General features: G+C 48.3%; 16 protein-coding genes and 1 tRNA gene. 9 read left to right on the top strand and 8 right to left on the bottom strand.

Going from position 1 to position 18,491, the window contains the following annotated elements:
• Nucleotides 1-24: 24 nt before the first annotated feature.
• The gene (locus tag KME11_00340) at nucleotides 25-765 is read left to right on the top strand and encodes a C40 family peptidase (protein ID MBW4513655.1); all 741 of its coding nucleotides are present in this window, start codon (nucleotides 25-27) and stop codon (nucleotides 763-765) included.
• Nucleotides 766-932: 167 nt separating this feature from the next.
• On the opposite strand, the gene KME11_00345 is transcribed toward KME11_00340, so the two are convergent.
• Nucleotides 933-1,955 carry a hypothetical protein gene (locus tag KME11_00345; GenBank protein ID MBW4513656.1) on the bottom strand — a complete coding sequence of 341 codons (1,023 nt, stop codon included), beginning with the start codon at nucleotides 1,953-1,955 and terminating at the stop codon, nucleotides 933-935.
• 308 nt (nucleotides 1,956-2,263) lie between these two features.
• Here KME11_00345 and KME11_00350 point away from each other — a divergent pair, with 308 nt between their 5' ends.
• Nucleotides 2,264-2,965, top strand: a complete 702-nt coding sequence (locus KME11_00350; protein ID MBW4513657.1) for a Crp/Fnr family transcriptional regulator — start codon at nucleotides 2,264-2,266, stop codon at nucleotides 2,963-2,965.
• A 134-nt stretch (nucleotides 2,966-3,099) separates the two neighbouring features.
• Here the strand turns inward: KME11_00350 and KME11_00355 are convergent, their stop codons facing one another.
• From KME11_00355 to KME11_00365, 3 genes are all read right to left on the bottom strand, one after another.
• Nucleotides 3,100-4,515 (bottom strand): ABC transporter substrate-binding protein, encoded by a 1,416-nt coding sequence (locus KME11_00355; GenBank protein ID MBW4513658.1) that lies wholly within the window; start codon nucleotides 4,513-4,515, stop codon nucleotides 3,100-3,102.
• Nucleotides 4,516-4,559: 44 nt separating this feature from the next.
• Nucleotides 4,560-6,056: a serine/threonine protein kinase gene (locus tag KME11_00360; GenBank protein ID MBW4513659.1), complete on the bottom strand. Its 1,497-nt coding sequence runs from the start codon at nucleotides 6,054-6,056 to the stop codon at nucleotides 4,560-4,562.
• A gap of 243 nt (nucleotides 6,057-6,299) precedes the next feature.
• Nucleotides 6,300-7,292 (bottom strand): LysR family transcriptional regulator, encoded by a 993-nt coding sequence (locus tag KME11_00365; protein MBW4513660.1) that lies wholly within the window; start codon nucleotides 7,290-7,292, stop codon nucleotides 6,300-6,302.
• A 405-nt stretch (nucleotides 7,293-7,697) separates the two neighbouring features.
• Here KME11_00365 and KME11_00370 point away from each other — a divergent pair, with 405 nt between their 5' ends.
• Nucleotides 7,698-8,468, top strand: coding sequence for a hypothetical protein (locus tag KME11_00370; GenBank protein MBW4513661.1), 771 nt, complete (start codon nucleotides 7,698-7,700; stop codon nucleotides 8,466-8,468).
• 35 nt (nucleotides 8,469-8,503) lie between these two features.
• Nucleotides 8,504-8,989 (top strand): (2Fe-2S)-binding protein, encoded by a 486-nt coding sequence (locus KME11_00375; protein MBW4513662.1) that lies wholly within the window; start codon nucleotides 8,504-8,506, stop codon nucleotides 8,987-8,989.
• A gap of 142 nt (nucleotides 8,990-9,131) precedes the next feature.
• Here the strand turns inward: KME11_00375 and sigC are convergent, their stop codons facing one another.
• Nucleotides 9,132-10,385, bottom strand: coding sequence for an RNA polymerase sigma factor SigC (sigC, locus tag KME11_00380; GenBank protein MBW4513663.1), 1,254 nt, complete (start codon nucleotides 10,383-10,385; stop codon nucleotides 9,132-9,134).
• A 550-nt stretch (nucleotides 10,386-10,935) separates the two neighbouring features.
• On the opposite strand from sigC, the gene KME11_00385 reads away from it, so the two are divergent.
• Complete coding sequence (locus tag KME11_00385; protein MBW4513664.1) at nucleotides 10,936-12,354, top strand: NADP-dependent isocitrate dehydrogenase; 1,419 nt, start codon at nucleotides 10,936-10,938, stop codon at nucleotides 12,352-12,354.
• Nucleotides 12,355-12,393: 39 nt separating this feature from the next.
• On the opposite strand, the gene thrS is transcribed toward KME11_00385, so the two are convergent.
• Entirely contained in the window at nucleotides 12,394-14,202 is a 1,809-nt protein-coding gene (gene thrS / locus KME11_00390; protein MBW4513665.1) for a threonine--tRNA ligase, read from the bottom strand.
• Nucleotides 14,203-14,506: 304 nt separating this feature from the next.
• Here thrS and KME11_00395 point away from each other — a divergent pair, with 304 nt between their 5' ends.
• A complete protein-coding gene (locus tag KME11_00395) occupies nucleotides 14,507-14,830 on the top strand; it encodes a DUF2605 domain-containing protein (GenBank protein ID MBW4513666.1) in 324 nt (107 codons plus the stop codon).
• A 226-nt stretch (nucleotides 14,831-15,056) separates the two neighbouring features.
• Nucleotides 15,057-15,398 carry a DUF2973 domain-containing protein gene (locus tag KME11_00400; protein MBW4513667.1) on the top strand — a complete coding sequence of 114 codons (342 nt, stop codon included), beginning with the start codon at nucleotides 15,057-15,059 and terminating at the stop codon, nucleotides 15,396-15,398.
• Between the two features lie 188 nt (nucleotides 15,399-15,586).
• On the opposite strand, the gene KME11_00405 is transcribed toward KME11_00400, so the two are convergent.
• Together KME11_00405 and KME11_00410 are read right to left on the bottom strand one after the other, a co-directional pair.
• Nucleotides 15,587-15,660 (bottom strand) — tRNA-Arg (locus tag KME11_00405).
• 40 nt (nucleotides 15,661-15,700) lie between these two features.
• The gene (locus KME11_00410; protein MBW4513668.1) at nucleotides 15,701-16,792 is read right to left on the bottom strand and encodes a tocopherol cyclase family protein; all 1,092 of its coding nucleotides are present in this window, start codon (nucleotides 16,790-16,792) and stop codon (nucleotides 15,701-15,703) included.
• 54 nt (nucleotides 16,793-16,846) lie between these two features.
• Here KME11_00410 and KME11_00415 point away from each other — a divergent pair, with 54 nt between their 5' ends.
• Both KME11_00415 and KME11_00420 read left to right on the top strand, forming a co-directional pair.
• Complete coding sequence (locus tag KME11_00415; GenBank protein MBW4513669.1) at nucleotides 16,847-17,101, top strand: TIGR03643 family protein; 255 nt, start codon at nucleotides 16,847-16,849, stop codon at nucleotides 17,099-17,101.
• Nucleotides 17,102-17,114: 13 nt separating this feature from the next.
• Complete coding sequence (locus KME11_00420) at nucleotides 17,115-18,401, top strand: HAMP domain-containing histidine kinase (GenBank protein MBW4513670.1); 1,287 nt, start codon at nucleotides 17,115-17,117, stop codon at nucleotides 18,399-18,401.
• Nucleotides 18,402-18,491: the final 90 nt, after the last annotated feature.

Consider the following 18,491-nt stretch of genomic DNA (forward strand, 5'->3'; position numbering starts at 1 on the left):
GATAAAATAATAAGTTAACTAATTATGGTCACCCTGCCCCAACTTCAAGCTGCCTTTGATACAGGTCATCCTCTCGAATATGAGTGTTTAGCAAATCTTAATCTCTATGATTCGCCTGAACTTCAGAGTCTTGCTACTCAGGCGATCGCTGGACGACAACTGCGCTTGCATCCATTACCCCCTGAACAAGCCAGAAAAATTCAAGGGCAAGCCATCCAAGTTTGCTTGTGCGAAGACGATTATCCGGGCTGGCTACCGTTAGAAGATATTGATTTGATCGAAGTCGCAGAAGCAGCGTATCAGCCAACGCCAACGCTTTCAGCATCCGAAATTCAAGCTCGCATCCCCCAAATTATTGCCTACACTCAGGCTGCTATGTCTCAGCCCAATTTCTATCTTTGGGGCGGTACTGTAGGCGCAAACTACGACTGTTCAGGGTTGATTCAAGCTGCATTTATGGTCAATGGCATTTGGTTGCCCAGAGATGCGTATCAGCAAGAAGATTTTGTCCAAAAGGTTACTCTTGAGATGATTCAGCCAGGAGACTTAATTTTTTTTGGAACACCTCTAAAAGCAACCCACGTTGCCCTTCACGTCGGCGAAAGGTGCTACATTCACAGTTCAGGAAAAGCTCAGGGGCGAAACGGCATTGGCATTGATGTTTTGTCGGCTCAAGGTGATGAAGTGAGCCGAGCCTATTACCAACAGTTTCGGAGTGTAGGGCGGGTTGTTGAGTGCTATTTGCCCAGAAACGTTCCTGCTTAAAAAAGAGTTGAGCTTTAAAGTCAGAAAGAGTGCCGACGACTGACCGTGTTTCGTCTCGGCACTCTGACTGGTTCGCTCCTCACACCCCTCAACATTAGCACATCTTCCTGAGGTATGTCGTATTTTTGCCACCCTTGTTACATCAATGTGTCGATAGCTGCAAAAATTTATAGTTCTGGGGGAGCCAGAATGCCAAGACCGTCTTCTAAAAGGAGGTGTAGAAGCGATCGCACTAGATCTACTATCCCTAGCCGTACCTGAGCCAGTGCTAGGTTATTCACCTCAACCTTATTGAAAATAAGACAATCGGCGTAAAAACGGTGAAAGGCTTGACTCAATTTACTCAGTTGCTTTAGCGTCCTTTGTGGGTCAGAAAAACTACTGATTAAAGAAATCTCATCTAAGTTTTGGCAGATTTGCCTAATTAATTGATGCTCAGATGAATGATGGCATCGAAGTAATGCGGCTTCTCCTAACCAAGGTACTGGCTCGACAATGCTCTGCCCCCTAGGGAAAGCCGCTAGTTGGATCAAGCCTTGCTGCATTCCCATCCGCAGCAGTGAGCAACATCGGGCATGGGCATGTTGAGCTAGTAAAACATCCGTAGAATTACGGAATAGGTCTTTATTATACGTAATTCCACTTAAGGGAGAGAGAGTAACAGTGGAATCACGCAGATGAATTCGAGAAGTTTCGTCCCAGTTATTTATCTCATAAGATGAATCTTTTAAATTCTGAAAGAAATAAATCAGAATTTCTAACCATTTAGCTAATCCTTGATCCGAGAGTTTGAGAGTAATCCAACCTGTCGAATTCGTATCAAATGAAAAGCTTTTCCAAACTGATCGAAGCGGAGAAGGTAGCTCTTCAAAATTTCTTAAATTGGAAGCCTGAAGCAGGCTTTCTGTAAGCTTCTGAGCTATTTCTGTAGCAGGTTGACCCCAGGATTTTTCTAAAAGGAAAGCGATCGCAGATACGTAGGAAATTTGAGTCTGATTTATAGCAAGCTTTACCGGGATTTCACGAGCAAGAACAATTCGCGACTGCGCAGAGCGAATTGACTCTAGTACAAGGTTTCTAGGCAAATCGAGGTGCTGATTCTGTGCTTGAATGTTAATAGACTCGTGTAGCCGATGCTTCACGAAGAGTTGTAGTCCAGGATAACTTGAAGAAAAGATGTTTAAACTCACAGAAACACCACTTTGAATCTCCTAGAAACTACTGATTTTAGAGTGATCTACTGAGGGGAAATGAATATTTGTTTGAAGGTAAAGTAAAGACAAAGGGAGTCAAAATAAAAAAGACGTTAGGAAATTGCCATTACGTAGATGTTTCCGTAGTTTCTCTCTACTCTATAAAAAAAATACAAAGCTAAACTTGTCTTATCCCTAATGAATTGCTCCGAGCATAGGGGTTAAGCCGAGCTTATCGCAAACAGTATCTCTCACCCTCAGTTCAGAATTTCCCCGTCTCAACTGACTTCTATGGCTCCCTTCTTATGTATTCAGTATCATCTCAACCTGAGAATTCTCGCCCTTTTCTAACCTGGCAACGGATTTTAGATTGGGCACAGGAACATTACCGCTGTCGCACTTTTAACAAAGATGAGCGAATTCCCGCCCGTGCTGGTTTGCTTTATCTCGTTCAAAGAGGCTCTGTTCGTCTCGTTGGAGAGGCACAAGTTACGGCTAATACCAGTAGTTCTCGCGTTCCTCGGATTAATTCAGAAGAAGCTTTTTTAGGCTTTGTTGGCGCTGGTCAACCCTTTGAAATTGTGGCGCAGTCGCCCTTCAATCTTCAAAGCTTTGCCCATGTTGACCAAACTTCAGTGATCTGGCTCTACTGGCACGATTTAGACAATTGGCCTCATTTTCGTCGGGAAGTGTTGGATGCGTTTCGCTACCAACATCAGCGTAAGCTCCTGTGGCTGAGCACGTTAGGTCAACGGCGAACGATCGATCGCCTCCTTGGATTTCTCACTCTTTTGATTGAAGAATTCGGTGAGCCTTGTGAGGCAGGGTACTGTCTACCTTGGACGTTGACTCATGCTCAGATTGGGAGTGCGATCGGTTCGACCCGCGTAACGGTAACTCGCTTAATGGGTAAGCTCCGTCAGCGAGGGCTGATCCGTACATACGGAGATAACTTGCTCTGCTTACCTGCCGAATCAGTTGTGCCACAACGCCCGCAGCAGCAATAGGTTTTACAATAGAGGACTTAAATCTGGACTTTGAATGTTGATGCCCCTGCATGAATATCCAAAGTCCAAATTGTTTTTTGGAATAGTTGTCAGGAGAGTCAGGTTTAACCTGTACTTAGGTGTTCTCAGTGATCCTACGGTGCCGGTACAAAATCGTAGCCGTAGCCCGATCGCCCTCCAGCTTGAATGACAACAAGCTGCATTGGCTGATTCCGATCGCCCGATGGTAAAAACTTGACTGTACCCGTTGCGCCTTGGAACGAGAAACCGGGTCGGGCAATGGTTTGCAAGACGGCTTGGCGATCGCCGCCACTCTTTAACCCCTCCACTAGCGTCATCGCTGCATCGTATGCCATTGCCGTTCGCCAGTTCACATCACCCCCCCAAAGCTGCCGCGACTCCTGGGCAAAAGGCGCGTTAGGATTCGACAATAAAATCCACGGAACCGCCACAACCATACCCGCTGCCGATTCACCCGTTTGCAACACCTTGGGAGTATATAAACTGTCTCCCCCCAAAACTTGCAGCCGCTGCCGGTTCGCCGCAATCACCTCTAGCGCTGGAGTGAGCGTGGCGGTGTTGGCTGCCAGTACTAACACCTGTGCGCCCTGCTGGAGAGCTTGCTCGACGGACTCAGCCGCTCTAAATGCTGGACTTGCCAAGTCATATTCAGCCGCGATCGCCCCCCCGTCGCTAGTCAATGCTGTCGTAAATTCTTCTTTAAGAGACTTGCTGTAAGAGCTTGCAGAATTGTAATAAACTGCCGCATTTTGCTTTTGCAGGGTGTTGAGCATATAGCGCGAAAGTGCTGATGCCGTAAAGCGATCGCTGGGTACTGTCCGGTATACTGCATTCCCCAGACTCGAAATTTGTACCGAGGTACTGGTCGGTGAAATCATCACCAGTCCTCCTTTTTGATAAATCGCTCCGGCGGCTAGAGTGGCATCACTGCCAAAATGCCCAATCACACCTAACACTGAAGCATCCTGAACTAACGCTGTTGCGACCTCCTTAGACGTGTTAGGGTCATTATCATCGTTAACAATCAGCACCTTTAACGGTGTGCCGTTGATGCCGCCCGCCTGATTCACTTGGGACTGGGCTTGAGCCACCCCCCGCAAGATTTCCAATGCTGGGTTGATAGATTCAGTGGCAGGAACAGAAACCGCAATGGTATAAGCCGTCTGAGCGCCAATTTTGGCATTGTTCAGGTAAATCAAAGATTCTGGGTCATTGCGATCGCTTTGCAAGGCAGCTTGGAAAGAGGCAATCGCCCCTGACCAGTTCTGAGCCGCGATCGCCGCCACTCCATTTTTCTTATCAGTCGAAGCTCCCTCTACTACGAGCAGCTTCTCGCCTAAACTCAGGCGATCTTTCAGAGATAAAGAATTATTAGGATCAGAGTTAGCGTTAGGCGCTTGGGCGGGATTAGTAGGCAGGGGTTGCCCTGCTCCGAAGCGATTGGCAAACCACCATAACCCGCCTCCAATTAAAGCTAAGGTAACCAACAGAGACAAAATGAGCGCAGGAGTATCGTTTTTCTGAGACATGGAAGGTTCAGGAGCAACAGAATCATACAAGCTCAGATTAGCGCCTAAAACAACCGAGAGAGCAGATTGTAAATTAGACGAAATACCGTTGCCACTGCCACTGATATTAATGCTGAAAATACGGACACCAGTAAAATCACCGCAGTTGGCGTTCCTATACCTCCTAATGTGCCCAAAATCCCGCTTAAGAAAGGAACAAATAGGACTAATGCCAGCGTAATTGCAGCAATAATCATCAAATCAACCTTCTCAATCCAGCGCCGCGATTGGGCAAACACCATGACTCCCAAAACTCCTGCTAAAACTAGCCAAAAGCTAGGATTAAAGGCAGTTCCAAAGAGGCTGGCAAGGGCGATCGCCAACAGTCCTCCCTCAAACCCCGTAAACGCAGCGCCACCCAAAATTTCTAACGTTGAAAAAGAACGGCGTTTACCTAAGGCAGCAGGCGCAGGCGCGATCGGGGCAGGAGGCAGTGTTGAAGCTGATGGCGCTGGAGGCAGTGGCGCTGGAGGTGATTTAGGCGCGATCGCGGCAGGAGCCGGAATAGGTGCAGGGGCAGGCTTAGGTGCGATCGGGGCAGGAGAATTTGTTGGCTTCAGTGCAGCAACTACATCATCTGCTGATTGAAATCGCTGACTGGGAGTGGGCAGCAGCATTCGGTCAAATACTTTGGCGAGGCGATCGCTAACTTTTACTTCGGATTGCCATTTCCAGCTATTGCTGTAGGCATCGTAAAGTTCGCTAGGGTCTTTTGCCGTCAGTAACATCAGGCAAGTCACTGCCAACGCATATAAATCAGTGGCTGGATAGACCATACTGCCCTGCATCTGCTCTGGCGGTGCAAACCCCATTGAGTAAATACCTGTAGAGGCTCTCCCGGCTTGTCCTGCCAGCGGAGCCGTTGTGACCTGCTTGACTGCTCCAAAATCGAGTAGGTAAAATCGCCCATCCCGCCGACGCATAATGTTTGAGGGCTTAATATCTCGGTGAATGGAGCCGTTCTCGTGGACAAACTTCAGCACCTTAAGGATTTCTTCTAGCAGTTCAGTCACACCTGACTCAGAAAACTTACCCTTTTGAGCCAGTTCTTCTTCCATATTCTGCCCGTCAATGAACTCTTGGACGAGGTAAAAAAAGCGATCGGGCTTACTAGCATTGCGGTTCGGCACATCCAAGTCGAAAAAGGCCAAAAGATCAGGAATTTGGGGGTGGTTGCCCAGTTGCTCTAAAACCTGCCCTTCCCGCTCAAATAAGCTGTGTGCGAGTTGCAGTTGATCGGCAGATAAATCACCTGAAGGCTGGAATTGCTTGACTACGCATTGGCGCATGGCAGGCGTATAGCGATCGCGCGCTAAATACGCTGCTCCAAAGCCACCCCGACCCAATAGGCGCACAGGCAAGTACCGCCCCAATAGCATCAGCGGCATTCCACAAGTCGTACAAAACTTCTGCTGAATAGTTTTTAGGGTAGTTAAATCATCTAAATCCGCGAAATGATTAACAGGACGAGGACAACTAGGACGAGTGCAGCAAATTTCCATAGGAGTGCATACAGGCGAAGAGGAGAGCTTCAATTCAGTCCACCTAGCTCAAGATTGCACCTTCAGGTGCATCGCCTAACAGTGTATCGTCTAAGGAGTTGCGTGAAAATAAAACCCAGTGAGACGCATTGACTTTTAAGATAATCGCTAAATCCCCCATTCTGAGGCGACTTCCGAACCTTTCAAAGTCCACCAGAATGGGGGATTTAGGGGGCGATTCAAGGTGTTATTTAACTGCAACTCCTAAGTTGTTTCCAGCGTCAGGGGAGCCAGGGTTTCGAGCTTAGCACCGTTTTCTTCGGGCGGAGCAGGCTTATACGTTGCAAACTGGGGCAAAATCTCGGCGGTAAATGCTTCAGCTGCCTTAGACCGATAGCGATTAGGATTAACGATGACGGATAAAGTCCGGTTGACGACTACACCTTCAATTCGAGAGCGATGCAGCACACCCATCTGCAATTCCTTCTCAATGGCAGAAATAGAAACAAAGGCAGCGCCCAGCCCCGCTTGAACCGCATTCTTAATCGCTTCAATTGTGTTTAATTCCATCTCAATTTTCAGCCGTCGCGTGTCAATGCCACAGCGAGTTAACACTTGGTCAATCACCTTGCGAATAGTCGATTGAGAGTCCAGAGCAATGAACTGAAGTTTGTACAAATCGTCTTTTTCAATATGTCCTGCCCTTGCCAACGGATGAAACACAGGCAGAATCAGTGCCATTTCATCTTCGGCGTAGGGAATAATGTCGAGGGAGTCATGGAGTTCAGGCGGAATCTCGCCGCCAATAATTGCCAAATCAATTTGCCCGTTGGCAACGCTCCAGGCAGTGCGTCGAGTGGAGTGAACGTGAAGTTGTACGGCTACATCGGGATACTTTTGGCGAAACAGCCCAAGCATTCGGGGCAATAGATAGGTGCCTGTGGTTTGACTAGCGCCGACAATCAGCGTGCCGCCTTGCAGATTTTGTAAATCTTCGATCGCCCGACAGGTTTCTTGACAAAGGCTGAGAATGCGATCGCCATAACTGAGCAGGAGATGCCCGGCTTCTGTTAGCTGTGCCCGTCTACCACCTCGGTCAAACAGCGGGACATCAAGCTGTCGTTCCAGGTTTTGCACCTGGAGACTAACGGCTGGTTGAGACACGTAAAGACTATCAGCAGCCCGCTTAAAACTTCCTTCAGCGGCGATCGCCTTAAGAATGCGTAACTGATCCAAAGTAAAAGGAAGATCAGACATATCTAATTTAATCTGAAACGAAACGGAAGCCCGACAACAAAACAGATAAACGGTGCTTGACAGATCACAGCATGACCGACAACAGGCTGACTCAAACATCTTGCCCGATTGGAGGGAATCACTGATGACCTTATCACTTTACCTCCCTTGAGGCTTCTGACGAACTAACAGACATATTGATAAGGCTAATATTTACTTTTATTCAGGCATAGTACAAAATCAGCGGCTGAAGTTAGGGCAAGGAGCAGTCAATCGAATCCAGCAATTGTATCTGAAACTCTTAGTAGATTTGGTTTTTCCAAATTTTTCCTGTGCAGTTTTATGAAGCGCGATCGCTATACTTTTGCGGGTATTATCCGTACCTATGCCGTGACCTACGCAGTGGAGAGTTTTTAAGGCATCTCTATGAAGCAAGAAGCGATCCAAAATTTCTTGAACTTGCCGGGTCTGGGAGGAGTTGCCTTGTTAAATGGGCGATCGCGCCCGTATTTTCATGGATTCTGTCAGGCTCTTAACGATAATCAACGCAAAGCCCTTGCCCAAGGCATTCAGCAAGTAGTCGATACGACTCCTGCCGACTTTGAAAGTTTCGAGTTTTGCTTCAGCGATCATCAGATTCATGTCTATAAGCTTGACTATGGAGTGACGCTGTTAGTCGTTATGCATCCTAGCCAGGTTCAAGCCGACTACTATGTCCGGATTGAAGAGGTCAAAAACATTTTGAAAGCTGAGGAAGACCGAGCGATCGCCACCTTCCAAACCCTGGCTGCTCAGTCCATTCCCTCTAAGCCTGCCGCTCTCAGCCAAAGTCTTGTCACCTTCATCCAGCCGCCTAAGCCGACTATCAGCCTTAAAGAAGCCCTGACCGCAATTAATCATTTCAGTAAGCTTGCGGTTCAGTATCTGGGCACTATAGTAGTCACAAATTATTGGAAAACGAGCCGTCCTGAAGCAGACTGGATGCAGCTATTTCAGGTCGAGCGATCGGCTGAAGTAGTTTTTTTAGGGCAAGCTATCGCTGATTCTCTGGCGCTTACCCTAGAGCAACATGAGTTGCTGCAAACCTGGGTTTCTGCTTTTATCAAACGATGCTCTAAAGTCATTCGTGACTTTCCTAAAAGGGCTAGACAGATGCCCCTGAGCGATCGCCAAAAAACTATCCTGCCGCCTGAATAAACCTTGTCCTAAATATCCGTGGAGAATTTGACTGAATGGCTAAAACTGTCAGATTAGAACCGATCGCCCAAGACACTTCTGTTACAACTAACGACAACCTGCTGTCAGTTTTGCTCAACAAAGACCTAGACGTATTGCGAGAGTGCGGCGGACGCGGCATGTGCGCCACCTGCCATATTTATGTACGCGAGGGCATGGAAGGGCTTTCTCCTATTAACCGCCGCGAACAACGGACGCTGGAAGTCATTACCTCCTGCAAAACTAATTCGCGTCTCGCTTGCCAGGCCTGTGTCTTGAGCAATGGGGTGGTAGTGGAGTTGCCTGCGGGAATGTACATTAACTCCATTAAAGACATTGAGGATTTAATTGGGCGACGGGCTGAGCAAAACTTATTGCACTCGGTGACAGGACAAGTGTTAGTAGAACAAGGAAAATTGATCACGCGATCGATGCTCAAGCAAATTGAGACCACCACAAACTTTCAGTTCTCAGAGTTTTTTAACAAGAGTAACGATATCTAGGATAGAAAGCGACTCTTCTGGAATTATGGTGAAAACCGTAGGGCAGGCATCTTGCTTATCACCTAAAAATCAGAAGAGCCGAAACGCTAAAAAAGCAGGGTTTACTAGAAACCCCGCCCCATTAGGAATGATTCAATTTGCCTTAAGTCAGGGCTTCTAGATAATCTCTGACTCGGTTGCGCCGCTTAGGTTGGCGCAGCTTTTGCAATGCCTTTGCCTCAATTTGGCGAACTCGTTCGCGCGATAGGTCAAGAGCGCGTCCAATCTCGGCTAACGAGTAAGGCTGACCATCGCCCAAACCAAATCGCATTTTAATTACATCTTGCTCCCGGCTGGTCAGGTCGGTTAGAAGCTGCTGTAAGTCTCGGTGGAGTGCTTCCCGCATCAACATGTCTTCAGGGGAAATCCCATCAGTTTCTAATAGGTCGCCTAGCTCGGTGTCGCGATCTTTGCCGACTTTCGTTTCTAGGGAAACTGCACGAGGAACGCGTAGTAGCACCTCGCGGACTTGGGTAGCAGTCATGTCTAGCTCAACTGCAATATCTTCTAGGGTGGGCACTCTTCCCTTTTCTTGAGAAATTTTGCGCTGTGCCTTTTTAATTTTGTTTAACTTTTCAGTAATGTGAACGGGAAGGCGGATGGTGCGACTTTGCGTGGCGATCGCCCGGGTAATGCCCTGACGAATCCACCAGTAAGCATAGGTGCTGAACCGATAGCCTTTAGTAGGATCAAACTTTTCAACTGCTCGCTCTAAGCCCAAAGTTCCTTCTTGAATCAGGTCAAGGAGCTCTAAACCTCGGTTCTGATATTTTTTGGCAACAGAGACGACCAGACGCAGGTTAGCTTTGATCATGTGATCTTTGGCGCGAGTGCCTTCTGCTTTAATGCGGTCTAGCTCTTCAACTGCGACCTCGACAATTTCTGCCCAGCGGCGTTTGCCTGCTGCCAAAATGGGCTTAAGTTCAGTTACCGAAACGCCCCCTTCAGATGCCCAACGCTCCCAGGATGGGCGATGACCTAATGTGGAAGCAAGGCGATCGTGTGCCTCGATAAGCTGAACATATTGCTTGATTTGCGGATCACCTTCAGCAGCAACGTTGCGGCGCTCGACTAGACCCATGTAACGCTGAACATTTTGTGCTTCAGAAACTTCTTCGTCTCTGCCCAGAAGGTGGACGCGACCAATTTCTTGAAGATAAAGACGCACAAGATCGGTGGTGCGGCGACCTGCGTTTTTGTTCAGACCTGCCGAGTCAGAATACTCAAGTTCGAGACTGACCACATCTTGCTCAAGCTGGTCAACATCAGGTTCGAGTTCATCGTCGTCGCGTCGTTGAAAGTGAACGACGCTAGGTGATTCGTAGTCTGCATCAGCGTAACTGTTTTGTGCTGTCATAGCGTTCGTCTCAACTGCTCCAGATGATAGGGGCGTTTCTACTGTTAGTAAATATTGTTCCCAATAGGAGGGGTTAATGATCTAGGACTCTAAAAGGATGCCCAGAGTTTCCTTGTCCCATACTTTTTTGATGGTCATTTATTAATTTGAATGAGGAACCTAGATTAAAGACCCATTTTGGTGGGCTGATATAGAGGATCTAGGGGTTAGTGTCGCAGGGTCACACAACAGAATACAGTCCCCGTTAGGGTACTTCCTGACGGAGTTGGTGAAGGGTAGATGAAGATGTCATGTTGCTACCCTTATTTATTAAAAGTATTAAAAGATTAGACATTACTGAATGGAAATATGAAGCGATGCAAAGCTGAAGGAAAGGGGCTGAGATTTAGATTCATCCTCAGATTCATCCTTTCATCTAGCAATGCTCAATCTGCCCATGATCTGCGAGACGATCGCCAAAAATGTCAGTCAAGAGCGGGGACGCTGCTCAGTTTGTGGTACAACCAATCTGACGTAAGGACTTACTGCACGATAGGAGCTATTAGCCACCATGTACGAAAAAATCACACCCCCCGCGATCGGCTCTCGCATTACCTTTAAAGAGGGTGAACCTATTGTTCCAGATGATCCCATTATTCCTTTTATTCGAGGCGATGGGACAGGGGTAGATATTTGGCCTGCCTCGCAGCGCGTATTTGATGCAGCAGTAGAAAAAGCCTATGGGGGCGATCGCAAGCTGGTTTGGTTTAAGGTTTATGCTGGAGATGAAGCCTGTGATGTCTATGGCACCTATCAGTATTTGCCAGAAGATACTTTGACAGCAATCCGAGAATTTGGTGTGGCGATCAAGGGGCCCTTGACTACACCGATTGGCGGAGGGATTCGATCGCTCAACGTAGCGCTTCGCCAGATCCACGATCTTTATACCTGCGTTCGCCCTTGTAAGTATTATGCTGGAACGCCTTCGCCTCACAAAACGCCAGAAAAGCTAGACGTGATTGTTTACCGGGAAAATACTGAAGATATCTATCTAGGCATTGAGTGGAAGCAGGGCAGCGAATTGGGCGATCGCCTGATCAAGCTCCTCAACACCGACTTTATTCCTGCTACGCCTGAACACGGCAAAAAACAAATTCCCCTCGATTCTGGTATTGGCATTAAGCCCATCAGCAAAACAGGCTCCCAGCGATTAGTGCGACGCGCCATGAAACATGCTCTGCGGTTACCCAAAGCCAAGCAAATGGTGACTCTAGTCCACAAGGGCAACATTATGAAGTACACCGAAGGGGCATTCCGCGACTGGGGCTACGAACTGGCAACGACTGAATTTCGCAATGAATGTGTTACGGAGCAAGAATCGTGGATTTTGGATAACCAGGCGCAAAACCCTGATTTAAGTGTGGAAGACAATGCCCGCAAAATTGAACCGGGTTACGATTCCCTGACTCCTGAAAAGAAGGAAAAGATCTGCCAAGAAGTCCAGGCAGTTTTGACGGCTATTGGGAAAACCCACGGCAACGGGCAATGGAAAGACAAAATTATGGTCAACGATCGCATCGCCGACAGCATCTTTCAACAAATTCAAACTCGCCCCGATGAATACTCTATTCTGGCAACCATGAACCTGAACGGCGATTACTTGTCGGATGCAGCAGCAGCGATCGTCGGAGGCTTGGGCATGGGCCCTGGCGCAAACATTGGTGATGCCTGTGCCATTTTTGAAGCCACCCACGGCACCGCGCCTAAGCACGCAGGACTAGACCGGATTAATCCGGGTTCAGTAATTCTTTCGGGCGTGATGATGCTGGAGTATCTGGGCTGGCAAGAAGCAGCGGATTTAATTAAGCAGGGCTTAGGAAAGGCGATCGCGGCTGGAGAAGTCACGTATGATTTGGCGCGCATGATGGAGCCTCCAGTACAACCGTTGAAGTGTTCGGAGTTCGCAGAGGCGATCGTTAAGTATTTTTAGGGGCGATCGAACGTAATGGGGCGTATGCCCCACTATGCCTTAAAAGCTAGCGTACTGAGCGATCGCTCCGGTCACCCGCTCCATGACTTCTGCCACCGAAATTGCCCCCAGTTCACCAGAAGCGCGAGTGCGGATATTCAGAGTACTTGCCTCCATTTCCTTAACTCCCACCACTGCCATAACTGGAATCTTTTCCTTCTCAGCGTTGCGAATCATTTTGCCAAGCCGCTCCCCGCTCCCATCGACCTCGGCGCGGATATTGAGCGATCGCATTTGCTCTACAACTTGGGTGACAAATGGCAACACCTCCTCAGTCACAGGCAGCAGCCGCACTTGTATGGGAGACAGCCACAGCGGAAAATCGCCCGCATACTCTTCAATCAAAATCCCGACTAATCGCTCTAAAGAGCCAAAGGGGGCACGGTGGATCATGATAGGACGCTTGCGCATTCCATCTTCTGCAACGTACTCCAGGTTAAACCGTTCAGGCAAGTTATAGTCCACTTGCACCGTGCCCAACTGCCACTCCCGGTCTAGGGCATCTGTAAAAATGAAGTCGAGCTTAGGGCCATAGAAAGCAGCTTCGCCAATGCCCTCAAAAAACTTCATATCTAAAGTTTCGACGGCTCTACGAATAGCGTTTTGAGATTTTTCCCAGTTCTCATCTGAGCCAATGTATTTGTCCGAATCTGGATCACGGAAACTCAGCCTTGCTCTAAACGAGTTCCCCATGTTTAGAACGCCAAATACTCGCTTAATCAGATCAACAACTTTAAGAAACTCACTATCCAACTGTTCGGGCGTAACGAATAGGTGAGCATCATCTTGAGTAAAGCCGCGTACACGGGTTAGTCCGCCTAGCTCTCCAGATTGCTCGTAGCGGTACACCGTACCAAATTCTGCCAAACGCAGCGGCAATTCTCGGTAAGAACGCAGGCTAGATTTGTAAATTTGAATGTGGAAAGGGCAGTTCATCGCCTTCAGCACAAAGCCTTCATCCTCAGACTCGCCCATCATGGGGAACAGGTCATCTTTATATTTTTGCCAGTGCCCCGATGCCTTAAACAGATCAACCCGACCAATGTGCGGTGTCACAACCTGTTGATAGCCTCCTTTGATTTGCTCCTGTTTGAGGAAATCCTCTAGGGTCGATCGCAAAATTGTGCCCTTCGGAGTCCACAGAGGCAGCCCAGGGCCAACTTGATCAGAAAAAATGAATAAGCCTAGTTCCTTGCCCAGTTTGCGGTGATCGCGGCGGAGCGCCTCTTCTTTGCGGCGACGATACTCCTCTAGCTGCTCTGGAGTTTCCCAGGCGGTGCCATAAATGCGCTGAAGCTGTGCCTTGGTTTCATCGCCGCGCCAATAGGCTCCGGCAAGGCTTTCCAGGGCGATCGCATCGGGGTTCAACTCCGCCGTACTCTCGACATGAGGCCCTGCGCATAAATCCCACCACTGGTCACCCAAATGATAAAGGGTAATCGGTGCCTCCAATCCCTCCAAAATTTCCAACTTGTAAGGTTCTTGAATTGCCTCAATTCGACGCTTTGCCTCTTCTCGGGTCACTTCCTCACGAATGACAGGCAGCTTCCGGTTGATGATCTTGGTCATCTCCTTCTTAATTGCCTTAAGATCCTTCTCGGTAAAGGGTTCTGGGCTATCAAAGTCGTAGTAAAAGCCGTTTTCAATGGAAGGACCGATCGTTACCTGCGCCTTGGGAAACAGCTTCTGCACCGCCATTGCCATGACGTGCGACGCAGTATGGCGAATCTTTTGGAGGGTTTCGGACTCGCTAGTTTTCGGCAAATAGATTTTTTCAGTTTGGGGCAAAGCAGCGTCTGAGTTAGGCATTAGGTCTAAGCGATACGTCGATAATTTGGAAATTAGGGGCTGGCGGCGATCGCTTGCAGATACTTGAAAGCAACCCCTTGCAGGTATCTCGAAGAGTACGCCCTGCCATACCTTATCTATTGTATTCAGCCAACTGAACCTCGAATACACAATTTTTTGTATCTTGCCGAAGAACAGTTGCCTTAACTATGCCTTCGGCAATCTTTTCTAAGCCCGCTCAATTCTGAGTAACTCATCAACATTTGTTAAGAAACGTAAACTACGTTAAGCTAGTTGCTATTCTAAAGACAGACTTTTAAGATCAATGCTTAACTCCAACTTGCCCGATTCTGATTTCTTGAAAAACCTTCTAGAACCCTTGCTAGATGACTTCCAATACTGGTTTGACAAATCGCGATCGCTTCTTGAACTTCAAGAACATAAATTTTTAGGCAGCGAATGCCAGGCTGACTTATTGAGTCGGGTTAAACAAGCCCAGCAGGAGGTTTCAGTCGCCAAAATGCTTCTGTTAGCAACTGAGGGACAGGTCGGAGTCGATACAGCAGTCATGATGCCTTGGCATCAACTTGTAGCAGAATGCTGGAAAGTAGGAAAGCAGTCTCGTTCAGAGGCTTCGGGTCTAGAGTAATAGCTTGAAGGCATAGATTCAAAGATGTAGATAAACTCAGATTTCTTTGGTAATCTGAGAGTCTAGGTAAACAATTTATTAAGAAAATACGTCCAACAGGTCTGAATAAGTCTGAACAGAACGAGAATAGTTTCATAAAAAAAGTTGTAGTTTCAGAGTCTTGGGGCATGAGAGCCACAGTCCATCTGCTCTACTTGCGGATTATCTGCTTGGAGGAAAAAGAATTATGTTGCACCTAATTTATATTTTAGCTTTCACAGTCTTAGCTTTCCTGGCGGTTGGCAATCTGATCCGCAACCTTATGGTTTTGGGCACAGATTCTCAGCGCACTTATGGTTACAAAGGTCAGTTTTCTCCTAACTCATCAAATTCCTTGGTGGGTCCGGGCGCACACATTCGCTCGGTTTCTCATCCCGAGTTGCTAGATAGACACGGTAACATCGTCAATGAGCCGTTCTTGGTGATGCGTTCAATGACGATTGAAGATGCGCGCGATCGATTGGATGCTCTTTACAATGCCTCTTCTACCTATAGCGAAGATGAAGCACGAAACAATACTCCTGAGTAGAGTGCTGAGTAGTCGTTGAAGTGGGTCAACTCTAAAATTATTACTCTTGTTGCCTGCAAAAGGTTATGTCTCGTTACATTGGAGGGTCAAGCACTTTTTAGCTGACCCTTTCCTCTTTGGATTGCAGAGATTGCTAGAAATTGCATTGATAATGCTAGATTCTTTGCTGGTAAAGGTTTCAGGAGGTACGGGACTGGCGCGATTCGAACGCGCGACCTACCGCTTAGGAGGCGGTCGCTCTATCCTGCTGAGCTACAGCCCCAGGGCACAAAATCATGATAGCAGTTGTCTCGTCAACAGACTTAGTGAACCCAAGTTTCTGCCCAAGGAGCGCCGCCTGTCTCTAGTCCACAAAGGGTGCTGTGTGCCTCTAAAATAATTTGCTTAGACTGGCGATCGCGCAAGGTCACAGTCAGTTCGCCGCTCATCGTGTCTCGGCAGCAAAAGATCAGTCCTTGGGCAGTGGGAGCGCGCAAAGGAGTACCCGGACGAGTTGTTTTGCCCGATAAGGTGACCTGATAGCGATCGCTTTGCGCCACCATCTGCCAATATCCCCAAGGGTCAATTTCCCAGTGAACTGAGCCATTCCAAGGCACAAATTCATAAAACTTGCCTTTGTAATGAATCCCCACCATTGCCACTGATTCCATTAGCCCCAAAACGCTGCGTTTACCGCCACCCGCAGTGAGAGCCAAGTCGGGCTCTGAGTCAAAAGCGTTGCAGTTAAGCCAAAACCATTTTTGCGGGAAGGAACCGCCCCAGTTTTTTTCGCTGTAGGCTGGAGCATTGGTAAAAGTGTAGCGATTGCCGTTCCACTCAACCCATCCGGTTGCCCAGCCATGCGCCATCAAAATTTGCCAGCCTGGTTCAAAAATTTGCAACTGCGACAGCCAACCAGCGGTAGATTGTTGCACCCGATCGCCCCAGCCATATACAGGCTGAATTGCATATTGCCAGCGCGCAGTCTGTCCACTACCCGGATCGTAGAGACTGCCCTGATTCCAAGTCGCAGTTGCCTGATAGCCTTCTGTAATGTGGCGATCGAAGTCTTCAGGCTCCAGGTAAGCGGGTTGGGATAGATCTGTCTTTCGCCAGTGCCCCAAGCCTAGCGCCTGCCGCCACGCCCAAAACTGGGCAACATCAGGAAAGGTGCGACAGAGGTATTCATCGTTCGCGCCCAAAATTTGGGCGGCACCACCGCTGTAGGGGCTGCCGCCGCTGGGGTCTTCGATGGAGTACATGAAGGCGAAGGTTTGCGGGTTGCCAGGCGAACAGCGATCGGGCAGCGTCACGCGGTAGTACCAGCCTTCAAAAAAGCGGCGCTTGCTCCCGTCCCAGTGGTAGCCGCTGTGGGGCGTTTGGAGTCTGTGAGCCAAGTCGTTTAGGTTTACCATAGACAAAGCATGACGGTTTTTAGGCAGGTTCTTAGACAGAACTTTGGAAAACTTATGGAACTCCCCGATTTAGATTCTGAAACCCTCGATCGCATTGCCGAAATGGCATGGGAAGATCGAACGACGTTTGAGGCGATCGAACTACAGTTTGGACTGCAAGAGAAACAGGTAATTGCCTTAATGCGCCGCGAAATGAGAGCTTCGAGTTTTAGAATGTGGCGATCGCGGGTAACAGGTCGGCAAACAAAACACGCCATTAAGAGAGATTTTATTGCCGGACGGTTCAAATCTCAGAATCAAAAGACCTAAGGTTTAAAGCAGCATGTTCCAGACGACTCGCCGCCGCCTTGCCCTATGGTACACCACTGTTACAGCAGTGCTGTTGCTGCTGTTCGCCACTGGTTTCTATACCTACGTTCGCACCACGTTAGTTGAACGTATTGATGACACCTTAAGCCATGTTGTGGAAGTTGTAGAGCGATCGCTGGTGATTCAATCTGCTCCCAATGATTCCCTGCAAGTTAATTTGGATGCCAGCTTCCGCAGTAATGCCGAGGCGGTAGAAGACGATCACATTGATTTGGAATGGTTTAGCGCGGCAGGCGAGTTGCAGTGGTCTACTTTTTTTATTTCACCCAGCATTCCGCTGCGTCCTGAAAATATTGAAGAAACGGTGTCGGTTACGAGTGAGCAGTTATTACGACAGGCAACGCGGCAAATTGTCAGCGCAGGGCAAGTTCTAGGCTATTTGCGGGTCAGCCATCCTTGGTTTGAGGTAACGAAACCGACTCGGCAGTTAATTCGAGATTTGGGGCTGGGGCTAGGGTTAATGACTGGAGTAGTGGGGGCGATCGGTTGGTTTTTGTCGGGGTTGGCAATGGCTCCGGTGCGGGATTCGTATCAACGGCTGCGGCAGTTTACAGCAGATGCATCCCATGAGTTGCGGAACCCGATCGCAGTCATTCAAACCAATGTGCAGGTCGCACTCGCCGATCCTGATCCACATTTGCAACAAGATCAGCTACGGGTGATTGAACGGCTGACAAGACGACTAGGGCAACTGGTGGATGACCTTTTATTTTTAGCAAGACAAGATAGCGGCATAACGCCACTGCAACTGGAAGGAGTCCACTTAGATGAATTGCTAAAGGACGTAGTAGAAGAACAGAAATTGATCGCCACTGAGAAAGGTTTAACTCTCTCGCTACAATTACCCAATACTTTGGGAGAAATGGTACAAGGCGATCGCAATCAGTTAATACGCCTGCTGACCAATCTTATTAGTAACGCCGTGCAATATACATCTACAGGGGGAAAGGTTGAGGTGACGCTTCAGCGGAAGATTCAGAATATCGCGCAGTGGCAAATCCAAATCAAAGATACGGGTATTGGCATTCCGGCAGAAGCATTGCCCCAAGTATTCGATCGCTTTTATCGAGTTGATCCGGCACGCTCTGGAGGCAAAGGGCGATCGGAAACGGGGTTGGGGCTGGCGATCGCTAAAGTCATTGCCGAAAGCCACCATGGACAGATTCAGGTTGAGAGCATTCCTCAACAGGGCACGACTTTTACAGTCGTTTTACCTTGTTATCGTCCTGACGCAGTTTAGGGTAATAGTTCAATATAATTAGGCAATTAATTTCTAATTTCGGCTTTGAGCGCGATTCTGAAAATACTAGATTCCAGACTAAATTAAACG

This window comes from Timaviella obliquedivisa GSE-PSE-MK23-08B (assembly GCA_019358855.1).
In the GTDB taxonomy this organism is placed as follows: domain Bacteria; phylum Cyanobacteriota; class Cyanobacteriia; order Elainellales; family Elainellaceae; genus Timaviella; species Timaviella obliquedivisa.